Raw genomic sequence first — 17,814 nt, 5'->3', positions numbered from 1 at the left:
CGGCATGGCACCATTGCTTTTCATCGGGACAGGAAACTTTTTGCGTATAGTTTCCCATCCGACTTGGCACCATTGCTTTTCATCGGGACAGGAAACTTTTCGCCTATAGTTTCCTGTCCGGCATGGAACCATTACCTTTCATCAGAACAGGAAACTTTTTGCAAATAGTTTCCTGTCCGATTTGGCGCCATTGTGTTTCATCGGGACAGGAAACCTTTTGCGAATAGTTTTCTGTCCGGCATGTCCCCATTGTACTTCACCTCAATAGGAAACTATTCGCGTACAGTTTCCTGTCCGGCATGACGCCATCGCCTTTCACCTCAATAGGAAACTTCTCCTCCCAGTTTCCCGCCTGGCATGACCCATCGCTTTTCCCCTCAATAGGAAACTTTTCGCCTATAGTTTCCTGTCCGGCATGGCACCATTCCCCTTCATCTCAATAGGAAACCATTCGCCTACTGTTTCCTGTCCGGCATGACGCCATCGCCTTTTACCTCAATAGGAAACTTCCCCCTCCCAGTTCCTCATCCGGCATGACGCCATCATCTTTCCCCTCAATAGGAAACTTTTCGCCCACAGTTTCCCATCCGACTTGGCTCCATCGTACTTCACCTCAATAGGAAACTTTTCACCCACAGTTTCCTGTCCGGCTTGTCCCCATTGTCTTCCACCTCAATAGGAAACTATTCGCATACAGTTTCCTGTCCTGGCATGACGCCATCGTACTTCACCTCAATAGGAAACTTTTCACCCACAGTTTCTTGTCCGGCATGACGCCATTGCGATTCACCGGAACAGGAAACTTTTCCGCAGGAAACTTTTTGCAAATCCTTTCCTTATTTCCGTGTATAATAATAAGCAAACCACCGGGCGTGCTGCCCTGTGGGAAATCTGATAATCGAGGTGCATGTGTATGGAAAAGAAAGCTTTCCGCGAAAGAACGATTGATGAATTTCTGGACGATCTGGGAAGCCGATCCCCGGCCCCCGGCGGCGGGGCGGCAGCAGGACTCCTGGGCGCCCAGGCCTGCTCACTGGCGGAGATGGTATGTCATCTCACCGAATCCAATAAGAACTATGCCCAGTTCCATGAAAAGGCAAAGGAATATGCCGCTGTATTCAATATGGCCCGTTCCATTTTCCTGGACCTCATGGATGAGGATGCCGCCAATTTCATGGAACTCATGGAAACCCTCCGGTCCATCAGAAATCTTCCACTGGAAGAGCGGCAGGAAAAGCAGCTGGAAGCCTTTAAAAGAGCCATTGCCGTTCCCCAGCAGATGGCCCAGACCATGAGCGACCTTCTCCCCAGCTTTACCAATCTGCTGCTGAAGGGAAATAAAAACGCCATAAGCGATTCCATCATGGCTGCGCAGAGCGCTATCGCCTGCATTCACGCTTCCATTATTAATGTAAAAATCAATATGAAATACATTGATGATGAATTCTATGAACATGAAATGAAGGACACCATTACCACCTGGGAAAATGCGGTGTCCGCCATCGATGCAGTACTCACCTACCAGGTGGATTTGTAAGGGGGGGCCGCTTCGCAGCCCGGGTTCAGAGGGTAAGGTTAACGGCCCTTGGGGCCGAAGGTTCTTAAGGTTCTAAAGTTTGACAGCGGCCTTTCGCCGCTGAGGGTTGTGGATTGCCCTTCGGGCAATAAGTATATATGCCGCCTGCGGCATGATGGAAATGCCCCCTTCCTGCTTTCGGCAATACAGCCGTCTGCCGTCTGATAGTCTGACCGTCTGATGTCTTCCCACCGACTGGTATTTATCAGTACAGGAGGCACTAAGGAAGCACTGATTAATTCGCAGAATCGAATTTCATATGAATTTTTATCCAATGCTTCGTCATAAGTCTCCTTAAATAGCTCGCTATTCGCGTCGACTTATTCCTTGCATTGAATAAAAATTCAAGAATGAAATCCGATAACGATTTAATCAGCGCTTCCCTAACGTCTTGTACCGAGTTCCTTCGTTTTCGCCAAGGATGACTGGCAGGACGTCTGACGTCTGACTGTCTGACGTCTACGACCTCTTTCGGGAATACCACCCATCGTCCCCGGTAAGCCGACAGCCATACTGTCCCACTGTCCCACTGTCCCACTGTCCCACTATTTCACTATTTCACTATTCCAAAGGAGGCCACTATGAAAGAAGAATCCCATTCTTCCCAGTCCCTGAACCGGCAGCTCTTTGAGACCTATGTTGCCCTGGATAACTGGCACAAATTCCGCCTCCGTCTGTTTATTGAAGGCATATTTGTAGGTATTTTCGGCGGACTCTGTATCAGCCTTTTCCGTTTCCTTCTGGGAGAGGCGGAGGCCTTCCGCATTTTTATCTACAACGCATTCCTGCTGCCTGCCACGGCGAAGGAAAATTTCCTGCCCCTTGCCCTCTGGGCCGCCGCCCTGGCAGTGACGGGATTTCTTCTCTATGCCATGGGCCGCTATGCCCCCATGGCCGGCGGCTCCGGCATTCCCCAGGTGAAGGGCGTCATCCTTGGTCTTTATAAAATGAAATGGTTCCGCATTCTCTGGGTGAAAATCATTGCCGGCGCCATGGGTATCGGTGCTGGCCTTTCCCTTGGACGGGAGGGGCCTTCCATCCAGATCGGCGCCGTGGCGGGCCAGGGGATTTCCCGTTTTCTGGGCCGCACCCGCATGGAGGAGCGGTACCTCATCACCAGCGGCGCCAGCGCCGGTCTGGCAGCCGCCTTCAATGCGCCTCTGGCAGGCATGATGTTTGCTCTGGAAGAACTGCACCGCAATTTTTCCGGCGCCGTACTCCTTCCCACCATGACCAGCGCCATCACCGCCACCATTGTCACCCGTTTCTTCTTCGGCAACAGCACCAGTTTCCATTTCATCAACCTGGTGCCCATGCCTGCGGACCATTTGGGACTGGTGGTACTCATTGCCATTTCCGCCGGCTTTGCAGGCATCCTTTTCAACTACGGTCTTCTTCACACCGGCGTTTTCTACAACCTCCCCGTTTTTAAGAATCAGTATGTGAAAATCCTCTTTGCCCTCTTCTCCGCCTGTCTTCTGGGTTTCTTCCTGCCCCAGGTACTGGGCGGCGGAAACGGGCTGGTGGACCAGCTGGCCGCCGGCCGCTACACCAGCCTTTCCTTCCTGCTGATTCTGCTTTTCGGGAAATATATTTTCACCCTCATCAGCTACGGCTGCGGCGTCCCCGGCGGCTTCTTCCTGCCCCTGCTCGTCATCGGCGCCCTGCTGGGCAGCGTGGAGGCCAATGTGCTTTCCGCCCTGGGCCTCATTAACGATGTTTTCGCTCCCAATATCATCATCATCGGCATGGTATCCCTATTTGCCGCCAGCGTGCGCTCCCCCATCACCGGCACCCTGCTCATCCTGGAAATGACCGGCGACTTCGGCCACCTCATGGCCCTGGCCCTGGGAAGCGCCGTGGCCTACATTACGGCAGAGCTCCTGAAGGGGGAACCGATTTACGACGCCCTTCTCAAAAAGTCCCTGGCCGCCAAGCCGGACAAGACCTGCGAGGAAGAAAGAAATATTGTAGAAGTGCCCGTAGGCAGCGGCTCCATTCTGGAAGGGAAGAAAATAAGGGACGTGCCCCGGGTCAAGAATACCATCATCATCGATCTCAAGCGCCACGGTGAAAGCGTAATCCCTGATCCGGACATCCGCCTCCAGGCAGAGGATTTCCTCTATATCCTAACCGCCAGCAAGAATGCAGAAACGCTGAAGCGGCTGGGTGAAGAGCAGGTGCCCCGGGAGTCGGTAAAAAGGTAGATATAGTAAAAGGCCATGAAGAAATGGGGAATCATTTCTTCATGGCCTTTTTGGCTTAAGCTGAAAAGGTTCTTAAGATTGACCGGCCTTTCGGGCCGGAGGGTTCTTAGGTTTGACGGGCCCTTTTGGGGCCCGAGGGTTATGGATTGCCGCTTTGCGCCAATAAGTATAAAGCCGGCGCTGCGGGGCCAGCTGCTGTGTCAGCGTTTGGAGCTGCCCGCAGTCTCTCCCCTATTGAGTCCCGACCCCCGAGTCCCAAATCTTTCCTCCTTGCAGCTCATATCATTGAGACAGGAGATTTCGCCGCTCTGCTTTCGTCGAAGTGACGCCGGAGCAGCAATGGTGACAAAAAGAGGATAGGGTGTCCGGCAGTCTGGTCCAGACCCTCTATCCTCTTTTTACGTTTTTTTATCTTCTGCCTCTCCGTCTCTGGATGGTGCGGCCGGGGCTTCCTCTCCTGATGGCCCGGGAAGGTCTTACTTCTTCATTGGAGGAAGCGGCCTTGGTGCCGGTGCCCAGTTTGCCGGTGCGGATGGCGGTTCTCTTGGCGATGAGGAACCAGCCTGCCAGTTTGTCGGCGGTTTTTCCTTCGCTGCTGTTTTTGGCACTGCCGTCTTCGGGATAGGCCTTTTTATAATATTCCACAGCGTTCCTGCTGTTTGTCTTATCGTCGGAGGCTACGCTCTTGAAGTCCAGAAGGTTCTTCCCCAGGAAAAGGATGAGGAGTGCCGGATAGGCAGCCAGGGGATATACCTTTTCCACAATGGAAAGGGCGATAATCACCACAGCCACCGCAATGGCTGCCATGGCGGTGTATTTCTGCATGGACAGCATTTTCTTGAACTTGTCATCCATGGCGGAAAGCCAGATGTTGCCGCCGGCTTTGAAGTAATGGACGAATTCCTGGTCCCTAAAGCTCCGGTCTCCCTTGTGGTGTTCGATGATCTGGTCCACGATTTTAGCCACATTTTTCTGGAGGCGGATCATCTGGTAGCCGATGAGGAACCCGATGGATGTGACGATGACTGCGATAATGATGAAAGTTAAAGACTCCATAGAAACTCTCTCCTGTCAAAAGATTTCAGATTTGCATTCTTTTATTATACTCGCCGCCGGAAACGATGAAAAGACAGGGCGGTAAAGAAATTTCATTTCCTTTGCCGCCCTGTCTTCCATAACTTTTTTGTCTTATATCTTTTGAAATTTACCAAAGGTCCGTGCCCTGTCCCGAGCCGGTTATTTCAGCCACAGATGCATGGCGGACCTGGCCGCCTCCTCCGGCGTAATGTAGCCTTCCTGGGCCATAAGGGCCAGCACAGTGGTCATACGCTTGGCGCCCTCTTTAGGATGGCTGATGGGGTCATAGGCCGATGGGGCCTGGGGCAGGCCTGCCAGCATGGCGCACTGGGAGAGATCCAGGTCTTTAGGCGCTTTTCCGAAGTACACCCGGCTGGCTTCTCCTACGCCATAGGCGCCGTGGCCGAAATAAATGGTGTTCAGGTAGAGCTCCAGGATTTCTTCCTTGGAGTAATTCCGCTCCAGCTGCACCGCCAGGGCCAGCTCCTCCGCCTTTCTTGTCATGGTTCGTTCGTTGGAAAGGAAAATGTTCTTCACCGTCTGCTGGGCGATGGTGCTTCCGCCCTCCAGGGTTTCGCCGGCCATGGAGTTCGTAATCAGCGCCCGGGCCACGCCGATGACGTCCACTGCCCCGTGGTCATAGTACCGCCGGTCTTCCGTGGCGATAATGCCCTTTTTCAAAAGATCCGGTATCTTGTCATAGGGCACGAATTTTTCCCTGTGCACCCGGGACTCCAGGGCCTCTTTGAAATGGGCCACGTCGTCCCATTTTTCGCGGAGCGTTCCGCTCTCCGCCTTTTCCTTCACTACGGAAGAAGGAGCCGCCTTCTCCGTCTTCTCCACAGTGCCCTGGGCCGTGGGGGATGAGGACATGCCGGAAATCAGGGTAGCAACAGTCTCTTTGATTTCAGACACCACGCCCTTTTCCTCCTTCGCCGGCTTGACCTCATGGGACACAATGGCGCCGCCATGGGACGCCTTCGCCTGCCGGCTCAGGTCGTCGCCCTGGGACATGCCCCAGTAAACGGCACAGCCCAGTATAATAAGGATAAATAATAATTTTTTCATAGAGTTCCTTTCTCTGAAAAAACGGAATCTGTCTATTTTTTTATTGTACCATATCTGCAAAAGTGCAAAAGGTTCAAAAGGTTCAGAGGGTTCAGAGGGTGGTGGTATCGCCCTTTCGGGCGATGAGTTTTGTAATTCCACTTCGTGGAATGAAAACGGTACAACCGGGCTTCGCCCCGGAGGGGCCTTGCGATACTTATGAGATCATTGCTTATAGAGGCTTTATTGTCCCCCCGCTCAGCGGGGGGAAGGTGGTGCCGTAAGGCACCAAAGGGGGAAAAGCCGCCGCAGGTGGCTAATCATCGCCATGTTGTCCATAGCGTATGAGTACAGAAGGATAAGAATAGAGTAGACTTCCCCTCCTAAAAAAGGTAGTACCGAAGGCAGCAAAAAAGGGGGATATTTCCGCGCGCCGCAGGCGCGGCTGGCTTGTTTTTCCGCCCCCAGGGCAGCGACCCTTTCGTTTACCATTGACCATTTTCTCAAGGCTCCCTGTCAGGCAGTAAGCCCGCAGCCCTATCCCCCGCAATTTCACAGCCCCCTCCCATTTCCTGCAGGAATCCTTATTTTATGCTATAATAGTATAAAATAATATGTATATAAATGGCAGCGGACCATTTGAGGAAACTGATTCAATGGCCCCTGTATTTTTTTGTCAAGGAGTGTTTTATGTCTGAAGAAATTCATGAAATCCAGGCCCGCCATGCAGAGGAAAATGGCAAGAGCGATTACGGCGCGAAGGATATACGCGTACTGGAAGGACTGGAAGCGGTGCGCCTCCGTCCGGGCATGTACATCGGTTCCACCTCCGCTCGGGGCCTGCACCATCTGGTGTATGAAGTCGTGGATAACAGTATCGATGAAGCGCTGGCAGGCTACTGCACTCACATCGAAGTCACCCTGAACGACGACGGCAGCTGCACCGTCACCGATAACGGCCGCGGCATCCCCACCGGCATGCACGAAACCGGCAAGCCCGCCATGGAAGTGGTGCTCACCGTCCTTCACGCCGGCGGCAAATTCGGCGGCGACGGCTACCCCATTTCCGGCGGCCTCCACGGCGTAGGTATTTCCGTGGTCAACGCCCTGTCCGAATGGATGAAGGTCACCGTCCGTAGAGAAGGCCATTTCCATGAAATGAAACTTTCCCGGGGCGACGTGACAGAGCATATGCGTACCTACGGCGACACCGATGAAACCGGCACCTCCGTCACCTTCAAACCGGATATCCAAATTTTCAAGGAAGGCATCGACTTCGACTACGAAACCCTGAAAATCCGCATGCGGGAACTGGCCTTCCTGAACAAGGGCCTCACCATCACCCTGACCGATAACCGGGACGGCGCCACCCATCAGGACGTCTTCCACTACGCCGGCGGCATTACCGAATTTGTCCAGTTCCTGAACGAAGGCAAGGACCTGGTGGATCCCGCCGTCATCGCCTTTGAAGGGGAAAAGGACAAGGTCATCGTGGACATTGCCATGCAGTACCAGACCGGCTACAGCGAAAACATGTACACCTTCGTCAACGACATCAACACCGTGGAAGGGGGCATGCACCTGGCAGGCTTCCGCACCGCCCTTACCCGTGTGCTCAATGACTACGCCAGAAAGAACGGCATCCTGAAGCAGAATGAAGACAACCTCTCCGGCGACGACGTACGGGAAGGCCTTACCTGCGTCATTTCCGTGAAGGTTCCCAATCCCCAGTTCGAAGGCCAGACCAAGACCAAGCTGGGAAATCTGGAAGTGAAGAGCATTGTAGACAATATCGTTTCCGAAGGCCTTAAGACCTACCTGGAAGAACATCCCCAGGAAGCCAGGGCCATTGTGGAAAAGGGCATCACCGCCAGCCGGGCCAGGGAAGCCGCCCGCCGGGCCCGTGAACTCACCCGCCGCAAGAATGCACTGGAAGTTTCCAGCCTTCCCGGCAAACTGGCGGACTGCACAGAGAAAGACCCGAAATTTACAGAAATCTACATCGTCGAAGGGGACTCCGCCGGCGGCTCCGCCAAATCCGGCCGTGACCGCCGCTACCAGGCCATCCTGCCCCTTCGCGGCAAAATCCTGAACGTAGAAAAAGCAAGACTGGACAGAGTGCTGAACTCCGACGCCATCCGCACCATGATCACCGCCTTCGGCACCGGCGTAGGCGAAGACTTCGACATCACCAAACTCCGCTACTATAAAATCATCATCATGACCGATGCCGACGTGGACGGTGCCCATATCCGCACCCTCCTCCTCACCTTCTTCTACCGCTACATGAAGCCCCTCATCACCGAAGGCCACGTATACATCGCCCAGCCGCCGCTCTACCAGATCCGGAAAGGCCGGCAGAAATACTACACCTACGACGACGATGAACAGAATAAAGTGCTTGATGAAATCGGCCGCGACGGCTGCGTGATCCAGCGTTACAAAGGCCTTGGCGAAATGGATCCCGAGCAGCTCTGGGACACCACCATGAACCCGGAACAGCGGGTCATGCTGAAAGTCGAACTCACCGACGCCATCGAAGCAGACCGCCTCTTCACCATCCTCATGGGCGACAAGGTAGAACCCCGCCGCCGTTTCATCGAAGAACACGCCAAGGAAGTCACTAACCTGGATTTGTAAGGGCTGCGAAGCGGCCCTTATAGGGTTTTCAGGTTTGACCGGCCTTGCGGCCGGAAGGTTCTCAGGTTTGACGGCCCTTCGGGCCGAGGGTTGCGGTATCGCCTGACGGCGATGGATTTTATATGCCGCCTTACGGCGTCAGACGTTACGTGCTTATTTCCCCACCGGTCAGCCCATAAATCTACATAACAAAAGGAGCTGTGAAGAAATGATTCCCATTTCCTCACAGCTCCTTTTACTATGCCCGAAGCAGCAAAACGGTAGACTTCCTTTCGCCTCCCCGCCGCCAATGACTCCATCTATCATCTATCTTCTATCGTCTTCCTTCTATCTTCTATCTTCTATCGTCTAACTTCTTCCATCCACTTCTCTATCATCTGCCAGCGGTGAGCTCCTGTCTGCCAGCCGAAGGAAAGTTCATAGGCCCCTTCCTCAAAATGCATGACATGAAGTTTTTCCCAATCATCCTTTGCAAGCAGGGCCCTTGCCAGATTTTCCGGGCAGAAATAGGCACCTCTCCCCAGAAGGCAGAGGCGGAGCATGGTACCCATATTCTCCGACTCCACCGCCACATGGGGCGCAAAGCCGGCCCGCCGGAAAAGCTGCCTTGCCAGGGCACCGGCAATATCATTTTCACTGTTCAAAAGAAAAGGACAGTCCGAAAAGGGAAGGGGAAGCCCCTTCTTCCTTTCTTCTCCCGAAAAAAGGAAATGGCCCTCTTTCCCCCACAGCCTTTCCGTAAGGGACTTCGCCACAAGAAGGACGATTTCCTCCCTCATCCAGGGCCTGTGGGAAATGCCGGGCATCTCCCCCGGAAGCCTGGCCATGGCCACGTCGATTTCATCCCGCTTCAGCCCCTGCCATATATCCTCATTGGCCATTTCCAAAAGTCGGATGCCGCAGCGGGGATACCGCTCCTGGAAACGGGCAATGACAGAAGGCAGCATCACCTGCCCCCGGGAAGGGGCGATACCGATGCGGAGAATCCCCTCAAAGCGCCCCGACACATCAGACAGCTCCCGCTTCAGAGCCAGCTCATTTCTGACAAACAGGCGGGCGTAGCGAAGAAATACGGAGCCGCTGTCCGTCAGCTCCAGCGGCACATGGCGCACAAAAAGCTTCGCCCCCGTCTCCTTCTCCAGGGCAGCGATATGGGCAGACAAGGTCTGCTGGGTAATATGCAGCCGCTCCGCCGCCCTGGTAAAACTCCTCTCCTGTGCCAGCATGAGGAAATATTTCATGGATAAAAAATTCATGGCCCCTCCTATTACTGTATTTTATCTGTATTGTATACAAGAAATAACAGTTTTTCAATGTAATCTTTGATGGATATAATTAAGGAAAGGGCCGCTTCGCGGCCCGGGTTCAGAGGGTTCAGAAGGTTCAGAGGGTTCAAAAGGGAAGGTTGACGGCCCTTCGGGCCGAAGGTTCTCAAGGTTCTTAGGTTTGACAGCGGCCTTTGGCCGCTGAGGGTTGTGGATTGCCGCTTCGCAGCAATGATTATAAAGTCAGCATTACGGGATTACCTTCCCGCCGGACACGGTCATTCTGAGCGCAAGCGAAGAATCTTGGTGAGTGCCGCCAGAGAAGCACCTGTCGGTAAATGCCGGTCGGCGGGAAGTCTGCCGTCTGACCGTCTGACCTCTCCCCACGTTCGGGAATACCGCCCAGCAGACAGCCGATAGCCGACAACCCGCCTCACTTTCCCCGCTGTCCCACTTTCCCACTGTCTCACTATCCCACTAGTACACTATCTCAAAGAGGTGTTTTCATGAAACAGAATCTTGAACTTTTAAGCGGCCCTCTGGCCTTTGGCGTGGCGGCCTTTCTTTTAACCGGCACCTTCGAGCCCGCTGCCGCTCTGGCCCTTTCCTGCGCCCTGTGGATGGCGCTGTGGTGGATTTTCCGGCCCGTTTCCATTTACGTCACCGCCTTTATCCCCATCATAGTGAACTCCCTCTTTAACCTGATTCCCATGAATCCTGTCATCAGCCAGTACTTCTCCGAAATTGCGGTGCTCCTTCTGGGAAGCGACCTCATCTGCCTCACCTGGACCACCACGGGCCTGGACAAGCGGATTTCCGTGAAAGCCCTCTGCTCCATCGGCACCTCCATGAAGAGCCAGATTTTTGTGTGGTTCCTGGCCTCCACGGCCCTGTCCGTTTTCCTGCCCAATGTGGTGGTGGCCGCCATTTTCTGTCCCATTGCAGTGGCCATGCTCCATTTCGTCGGCGAAAAGGACATCAGCAAAAGCCAGACCGCCATCCCCATCCTCCTTGCCATCGGCTGGGGCAGCGGCATCGGCGGCTTCGGCTCCCCCATCGGCTCCTCCGCTAACCTGGTGGCCGTTTCCTATCTGGAAAAATTGACGGGCCACGAATTCATGTACTTCGACTGGGTCATCCGTTTCCTGCCCATTCTCATCCTTATTTTCCTTATGAACCTCCTTTTCCTTCTTCTCCTGCCCTGCCCCATGAAATCACTTCCCGGCACCAGAGACTACTTCCGCTCCATGTACGCCTCCTTCGGCCCCATGAAACGGGGCGAGATCATCGGCCTTGTCCTCTTTACTGCCGCCACCCTGCTGGCCTTCCTCCGTCCCCTCTTTGCATCCATCCTGCCGGCCATGAAACCGGCCTATGTATTCCTCTTCCTGGGCATGCTCATGTTTTTCCTGAAAGATGAAAAAGGAGAACCCATGCTCACCTGGAAATACGCGGAAAGCCATGTCATGTGGGGCATGATTGCCCTCTTTGCCAGCGGCCTGGCTCTGGGAAAACTGGTCATTGGAACCGGCGCCATCAAGGAACTTTCCCTTCTCATCGCCGGCCTCCATCTTTCCCCGGGCCTCCCTGTCATGGCCATGGCCTGCCTCTTCGCCTGCTTCATGTCGGAAATCTCCAGCAACACCGCCTCCGCCTCCATTTCCATTCCCGTGGTCATCGGCATTACCACATCCCTTAACCTGAACCCCACCCCCTACATTCTGGGAACCATCGCCGCCGCCAACTGCGCCTACATCCTCCCCATTTCCACCAGGGCCATCCCCATAGGCTACGGCCTCTCCGCCTCCGCCCAGATCCGATACGGTACAGTACTCTCCCTCCTTACCGTCGTACTGACCACCCTCCTCTGTACCGGATTCATGGAGTTTGTGCCACTTTTCAGTGAGCTGTAATGAAAAGCCTGCCCCGCAAAGGGACAGGCTTTTTATTTATGAAATTTCATGCTTCCCGGGACGGGGAAAATCAGGATGCCCGGATTTTCAGTATGCAACAGTTCAATAAAATTTAGCTAAAGTATATTTGGCTAAATTAAATTGAAGCGTATAATGGAAACCGTAAAGGCCTATGATGCATGATTGCCAAGACCCCATGCCGCGGCCTGGGGAAGCAGCGGTGCCCGTCAGCTGACAGCCGCCGGAACTATTTCATAAGAATTGGCAGGAGGAAAACCATGGAATTTGAAAAGGTTTTAAAAAATCGAGTTTCTACCCGCCGTTATTTAGACAAAATGCCCAGCGAAGAGGATATCCGGAGTATTCTGGATGCCGCCCTTCTGGGCCCTGTGGAGCGGCACAAGATCCACATTACAGTAGTTACAAATAAAAAGGCCATGGAAATGGCGGAAGAAGCGGCAGAAAAGGTCATTGGTTCTGCCATGCCCAGACCCTATCTTTATGGAGCTCCCGTGTGGATTGTAATGTCCGGGAAAAAGTACAGGGAAGGCGATCCCTGTGCGCCGCTTCATATAGAATCCATGGATGCCAATATGGCGCAGCGCATAAATGAAAACCTTTTCTGGATGATTGGGTCTATCATCGAAAACATGTGCCTTGCAGCCACAAACTGCGGCCTTGCCAACTGCGCCATCAATACAACCGTCGTATCGCTCTTGGGAAATACAAAGGTCAAAGATGCGGTAGGCATTCCTTCGGGCTATGAACCGCTGGCTTCCCTGATTGTGGGGTATCCTGCAAATCCCGTCAGGGAAAGAGCCGTCCGTCCTGACCGGATTCCCGTTTCCTACAACCGATAAAGAAATCCTCAGTCCCGATTTCATAATAAAAGCCTGCCCCGAAAAGGAGCAGGCTTTTTATGAAATCCGGTGATTCTTCTCCAGACCAAGCAGGGCCTTCTTCATGGGAAGGCCTCCGCCGTAGCCGGTGAGAGAGCCATCGGCGCCGATGACACGATGGCAGGGGACGATGATGAAAACGGGATTGGCGTTGTTTGCCATGCCTACGGCCCGATAGGCCTTCGGATGGCCGATGGCCTCCGCCACATCCTTGTAGCTCCTCACTTCTCCGTAAGGAATGGCACGAAGGGCCGCCCACACCTTTTCCTGGAAAACGGTGCCATGGGTCCTTAAGGGAATGTCAAAGGTTTTCCGCTTCCCCTGGAAATATTCATCCAGCTGCCGAAACGCCTTAAGCGCCAGTCCCTCCGGCGCCTCTCCCGCGATTTCCTTATCCGCCATCTTCAGCGCCGTCACGGCATCCTCTTCATAGATAAGCTCCATATCTCCAAAGGGAGAATGATACACGGCAGTCTTCATGGCCCTCTTCCTTTCTTTCCACGCAGAGTGAAATATCATTTAAAGTTCCATTTCTTTATGATTTCATTATATCATGAAAGAAAAAACAAAAATCCTGCGGCTTTTATCCTATGCCCGTGCAAATCTCTTTGTCCAAGAGGGACCCCCTGTTGTCTGCTATTATTGTACTCAAAAGAGTTTTAGTAAAATCCTTTTGAGCAAAATGACAAGTCAAAACAGCCCGGGCCTGAGGCACCATTTCTACCTGCTTTCAAGAAAGCGCCGGACGCAGGCAGGAAGCTCCTATCCAGTCCAAAGAAATGAGGCAGCCCCCTCAAATACCCAATCCAAAGAAAAATGTGTGTGTTTCGCATATATACATTTGAAAAATGTGTGAAATGGAGTAAAATATAGCTGGAAAATGTGAATTTAAAAGTGATAAAGCTCGCAAAAATGTGAAGGAGGGCATATGGAACTTTTAAAGCGAAAGGTGTCAGACCTTTTGATTCAATGGAAGAATGACCCGGACCATCTGCCGCTGATTATCAAAGGGGCCCGTCAGATTGGGAAAACGGAATCCATCCGCCATTTCGGAAAGACCCGGTATAAGCATTATGTGGAAATCAATTTCATCCTGCAGAAGCAGTTTCGGACAATCTTTGATGACGGCTTTGATGTGGACCAAATCATCAAGAATATCACTTTTATCAATCCGGATTTACAGATTACTCCCCACGACACGCTGATTTTCTTCGATGAAATCCAGGCCTGTATCAACGGAGCTGCCAGTCTGAAAGCCTTTAAGATGGATGGCCGGTATGATGTCATCTGCTCCGGTTCCCTCATGGGCATCAATTATCAGGAAATCGAATCAAACAGTGTGGGCTATAAGCAGGACTATGTCATGTACTCCCTGGACTTTGAGGAATTTCTGTGGGCCAAAGGGTATAAGCCGGAGCAGATTGAAGAGTTATATGAGCGTATGGTTCAGGTCCGGCCCCTGACGGCCTCCCAGATGGAGGCCCTTCTTCAGGCCTTCCATGAATATATGATTGTAGGCGGAATGCCTGCCATTGTATCCCGCTTTATGCGGCAGAACAATTACTTCGGCATACTGCAGATGCAGCAGCAGATTCTCTTGGACTACGAAGAGGACATCACCAAGTATGCCGGCGGACTGGATAAAGCAAAAATACTGAATGTGTATCGGTCCATCCCCGTATTTCTGGGAAAATCAAACAAGAAATTCCAGATTTCCAAAGTAGCCCGGGGGGCCCGGAATCGGGACTATGTGGGCGTCGTCGACTGGCTGGACAATGCGGGCATTGTAAATATCTGCTACAATCTGGAAATGCCGGAACTGCCATTAAAGGGCAATTATAATCCCTTTGATTATAAATTATATTTCGGAGACCCCGGTCTCCTGATTGGCTCACTGGATGAAGAATCACAGCAGGACCTCAGGTATAACCGCAACTTTAATATTTACAAAGGCGCCCTCTACGAAAATGTGGTCAGCGATATGCTGAAAAAGCAGGGGTTCCCTCTGTTCTTCTATAAAAATGGCACCTCCACCGTAGAAATGGATTTCATGGTAAGGGACATAGACTCCCTGGTGCCGGTGGAAGTCAAAGCGAACCGCGGCGCTGCCATCTCGCTGAATAAAATGATTACCGGAAAGTCCTACGGGGACATCCATTATGGAATCAAAGTAGGAAATCTAAATATAGGATATAATGGGTTGTTTTATACCTTTCCCTACTTCCTCACATTCCTCCTGAAACGATTCCTTGCACACCGAAAGGAGACACCCCATGACAATGCAGAATCATGAAAATAAAATCCACATCCTCTTCATCTGCCACGGCAACACTTTCTGATTTTTTAACAAACCGCATGGAATTGGGCTTTGCGGCTATTAAAAAGGAAAAATATACTACGATTTTACTACTAATATACAATATGTAGTAGTTAACAATTAAAAATATACTATAAATGGTATAAAATAGCCACGCGTGAGTGGATGAACCATAAAGAAGAAGTAGAAATAAGAGGACCGCATCAAAAAATCAGGGCAGGTTACCAATTAGATGGTGGCTGCCCTGATTTTTTATATTGATTTTAAACGGGTATGAAGTCTGCTTTCCGCTTCAGAATAAATAGAATTCAAGACATCTGTATCAGCGTTAAGTTCGGCCATAACAATGTCGACACATTCTGCATTTGTAAAAATCTGTCGATATAAGCTGATGGACTCGAACTGATGCAGCAGTTGTTCGCGAAAATCATCATCCGATAGTTCTAAACGTCCTTGCAGATTGGCGAGCCATCGTTTTATAGCTGGTGGCAGTGTTATCCCGGATTTACTATAGGGAAAATCATGTTCAAGCATGAGTTGTAATCGGAATTTTTCACCAACATCGCTGAATTCATCATTGCCCATGCCGCTCAGATCATAAGCGATTACTTCGCATAACAGATTGAAGGCTTGTTCATATTTCTTTTCTTCGAAGAGAAACTCATACATATTAAGCCGGGTATTGCGATAAAGGCCCATGTCGCCTTTATTAAGATGTTTGAGTGATTCCTCATTAAAGAATTGCCAGATAAGGTCACGATAACCTGCGTGATTTGGATTTCGATGATTCAGACGGTCGTTCATCTCCCAGACGGACATGTACTTATGGCGGTGGAGATAGGGGACATATTGGTTTTCCGCAAGCTCCTGTTGGCCGGATTCGGTCAATTCATAAAAGCGCACAGGGAATTTTTTCTCCAAGTCTTCGAGCGATGCATTTTCTAATAAACGGTCGATTAGCTCAGCTTTCTTTCCGCTTACCTTCTGGCCGATGGTCTTTAGTTCCTTTTTTATCATTGGCACCGTCAGATTTTGAATGGCAGACTGTAAATCCCCTGGCTGGATGAATCCTCTTTTTTCGAGCGATTTCAGCACAGCACCTGGATGCTCTACCGAATACTCATAATACCAAAATCCCGGGTAATGATTATTCCGGAAACTGGTAGAAAACGTGTGGGCATAGTCAAGCATCAAGATTTCATGTGGGTACAAACCTCTTTTTGTAGGGACCGCGTTTTTTACAAGAACGCTGAGCGGGACCATATCTGGCGACGGGCGCAGCGATGACGCACAGTCGGATTTCTTTGTCGTGCATCTGATGGGCGCACATGAAGATTTTAAACGGCGCGATCCGGCTGCGTTTGCGAAGTTCACGGCGGCGGATGAGACGGGCGGTGCAAAGGATGACGAAGCTTCACGGACCATCCGCGCTGAGCACGACAATGCCGTGCTTTACGATGATTACATCGTAAATGAAATCATCAAGCGCTTTGAGGAACAGGATGCCGTGGTCATGTTCCTGTCGGACCATGGCGAGGAAGTCAACGACGTGCGCGAAATCGTCGGTCATGGCGATGAGAGCAGCGCCTGGCAGCGTGACATTCCCATGGTCATCTGGACCTCGGCGAAATTCCGTGCGCACCATCCGGAGGATGCGGCCCGCATTGAGCGGTCGAAAAGTCATGCATGGCAGAGCGATGAAATGATCCACACGCTGCTGGACCTCATGAAAATTACCGTACCGCAGTATGAAAAAGAAAAGAGCCTGCTGCTCTGAGACAAAAAGAAGACCTGCCGCACCTGGAAAACGGTGTGACAGGTCTTTTTATGATGAAATGGATGCGGTTATTCTGTCTGGGCTTTTGCTGCTTTCTTGGCCGGCAGCAGGAACGTGGCTCCGGCACACAGGGCAGCGATGAGAACGAGCAGGGCCATGACGGAAGCAACGCCGAATGTATCGGCGAAATGGCCGAGCACGGGGGCGACAATGCCGCCCACGCTCATGGAGATGCCGAGCGTGACGCCCGAGGCGAAGCCGATATTCTTGGCGAGGTATTCCTGACCGAGAACGACGAAGGAGGAAAACGGCGCCAGCATCGCAAAGCTCAGCGGGATGAGCATGGCGTAGACCGCGTAGATGCTGCCGGAAAAAGCGACGACGGCGAGCAGCGGCACGAGCAGGAGATTGCCGAGGCAAAGCGTACGGCGGTACCCGTGACGGTCGGCGAAACGTCCCCCGACAAGCGTGGCGAGCACGCCCATGATGCTGACGATCGAAAGCGTCAGAGAGCCCGTGGCTTCGCTCGTGCCCAGTGCGTGGATGCAGAAGAGCGGCAGGAAACTCGAGATGCCCGTGAAGACGGTCGCACGGAACAGGATGACGACGAACAGGCGGAAAAAAGCATGCCAGTCATTTTCCGCAGCAACGTCCGCGGGTTTGTCTTCTTTGACGGCCTCAGCTGCTGCCGCTTTGGCGGCTTCTGCCTTGCTCTTGGCAATGGCGCGGCGCAGATGCGGTGCCGCAAGCAGCAGAGCCAGACTCATGATGACGGCATTGATGCCGTAGAACGCAAGGCCGTGCATGCCAAAAGTCGTGACGAGGAAGACGGCGAGCAGAGGACCGAAGCCGAAGCCGCCGTTGCCGCCGACGCTGAAGATACTCATGCCCTCGCCGCGGTTGCCCTGTGAGACGCCGTTGACGCAGCGGGCGGCTTCGGGGTGGAAAATCGCAGCCGCGATGCCCATGACGGTGACCGAGGCAAAAATCAGCCAATAATTCGTGACAAAACCCGTGAGTGCAAGGGACGTACCGGCAAAAATATAGTGGGCCCGTTGTCAAGACCAGCTTTTCAAAAACTAAGCGCGCCGATTGG

At 52.4% G+C, this 17,814-nt stretch carries 13 protein-coding genes; 7 read left to right on the top strand and 6 right to left on the bottom strand.

From position 1 onward, the window contains the following. Positions 1-913 precede the first annotated feature (913 nt). Both Q0482_RS05635 and Q0482_RS05630 read left to right on the top strand, forming a co-directional pair. Positions 914-1,537: a cyclodeaminase/cyclohydrolase family protein gene (locus Q0482_RS05635; RefSeq protein ID WP_299144445.1), complete on the top strand. Its 624-nt coding sequence runs from the start codon at positions 914-916 to the stop codon at positions 1,535-1,537. A 620-nt stretch (positions 1,538-2,157) separates the two neighbouring features. Next, on the top strand, positions 2,158-3,783 hold the full coding sequence (locus Q0482_RS05630; RefSeq protein WP_299144442.1) for a ClC family H(+)/Cl(-) exchange transporter: 1,626 nt from the start codon (positions 2,158-2,160) through the stop codon (positions 3,781-3,783). Positions 3,784-4,191: 408 nt separating this feature from the next. Here the strand turns inward: Q0482_RS05630 and Q0482_RS05625 are convergent, their stop codons facing one another. After that, positions 4,192-4,839 (bottom strand): hypothetical protein, encoded by a 648-nt coding sequence (locus Q0482_RS05625; RefSeq protein WP_291056283.1) that lies wholly within the window; start codon positions 4,837-4,839, stop codon positions 4,192-4,194. A 180-nt stretch (positions 4,840-5,019) separates the two neighbouring features. Beyond that, entirely contained in the window at positions 5,020-5,928 is a 909-nt protein-coding gene (locus Q0482_RS05620) for a biosynthetic peptidoglycan transglycosylase (protein ID WP_299144439.1), read from the bottom strand. Positions 5,929-6,597: 669 nt separating this feature from the next. On the opposite strand from Q0482_RS05620, the gene gyrB reads away from it, so the two are divergent. Beyond that, positions 6,598-8,547: a DNA topoisomerase (ATP-hydrolyzing) subunit B gene (gyrB, locus tag Q0482_RS05615; protein WP_299144436.1), complete on the top strand. Its 1,950-nt coding sequence runs from the start codon at positions 6,598-6,600 to the stop codon at positions 8,545-8,547. A gap of 341 nt (positions 8,548-8,888) precedes the next feature. Here gyrB and Q0482_RS05610 read toward each other — a convergent pair whose 3' ends face one another. Beyond that, complete coding sequence (locus Q0482_RS05610) at positions 8,889-9,803, bottom strand: LysR family transcriptional regulator (RefSeq protein WP_299144433.1); 915 nt, start codon at positions 9,801-9,803, stop codon at positions 8,889-8,891. Positions 9,804-10,318: 515 nt separating this feature from the next. On the opposite strand from Q0482_RS05610, the gene Q0482_RS05605 reads away from it, so the two are divergent. Both Q0482_RS05605 and Q0482_RS05600 read left to right on the top strand, forming a co-directional pair. Then, complete coding sequence (locus Q0482_RS05605) at positions 10,319-11,725, top strand: SLC13 family permease (RefSeq protein WP_299144430.1); 1,407 nt, start codon at positions 10,319-10,321, stop codon at positions 11,723-11,725. A 278-nt stretch (positions 11,726-12,003) separates the two neighbouring features. After that, positions 12,004-12,585, top strand: coding sequence for a nitroreductase family protein (locus Q0482_RS05600; protein ID WP_299144427.1), 582 nt, complete (start codon positions 12,004-12,006; stop codon positions 12,583-12,585). Positions 12,586-12,642: 57 nt separating this feature from the next. Here the strand turns inward: Q0482_RS05600 and Q0482_RS05595 are convergent, their stop codons facing one another. Beyond that, positions 12,643-13,104, bottom strand: coding sequence for a methylated-DNA--[protein]-cysteine S-methyltransferase (locus Q0482_RS05595; protein WP_299144423.1), 462 nt, complete (start codon positions 13,102-13,104; stop codon positions 12,643-12,645). A gap of 448 nt (positions 13,105-13,552) precedes the next feature. Between Q0482_RS05595 and Q0482_RS05590 the strand changes: the two genes are divergently transcribed. After that, complete coding sequence (locus Q0482_RS05590; RefSeq protein ID WP_299144420.1) at positions 13,553-14,917, top strand: ATP-binding protein; 1,365 nt, start codon at positions 13,553-13,555, stop codon at positions 14,915-14,917. A 276-nt stretch (positions 14,918-15,193) separates the two neighbouring features. On the opposite strand, the gene Q0482_RS05585 is transcribed toward Q0482_RS05590, so the two are convergent. Then, positions 15,194-16,132, bottom strand: coding sequence for an SAP domain-containing protein (locus Q0482_RS05585; RefSeq protein WP_299144455.1), 939 nt, complete (start codon positions 16,130-16,132; stop codon positions 15,194-15,196). On the opposite strand from Q0482_RS05585, the gene Q0482_RS05580 reads away from it, so the two are divergent. After that, the gene (locus Q0482_RS05580; RefSeq protein ID WP_366517988.1) at positions 16,131-16,718 is read left to right on the top strand and encodes a sulfatase-like hydrolase/transferase; all 588 of its coding nucleotides are present in this window, start codon (positions 16,131-16,133) and stop codon (positions 16,716-16,718) included. The two genes, Q0482_RS05585 and Q0482_RS05580, sit on opposite strands and share 2 nt — an antisense overlap. Before the next feature lie 68 nt (positions 16,719-16,786). Here the strand turns inward: Q0482_RS05580 and Q0482_RS05575 are convergent, their stop codons facing one another. Next, positions 16,787-17,761 (bottom strand): MFS transporter, encoded by a 975-nt coding sequence (locus Q0482_RS05575; protein WP_299144449.1) that lies wholly within the window; start codon positions 17,759-17,761, stop codon positions 16,787-16,789. Positions 17,762-17,814: the final 53 nt, after the last annotated feature.

Source organism: uncultured Dialister sp., assembly GCF_937959425.1.
In the GTDB taxonomy this organism is placed as follows: domain Bacteria; phylum Bacillota; class Negativicutes; order Veillonellales; family Dialisteraceae; genus Dialister.
The sequence above is the reverse complement of the archived record's forward strand: the minus strand, read 5'-3'. Positions and strand labels throughout refer to the sequence as shown.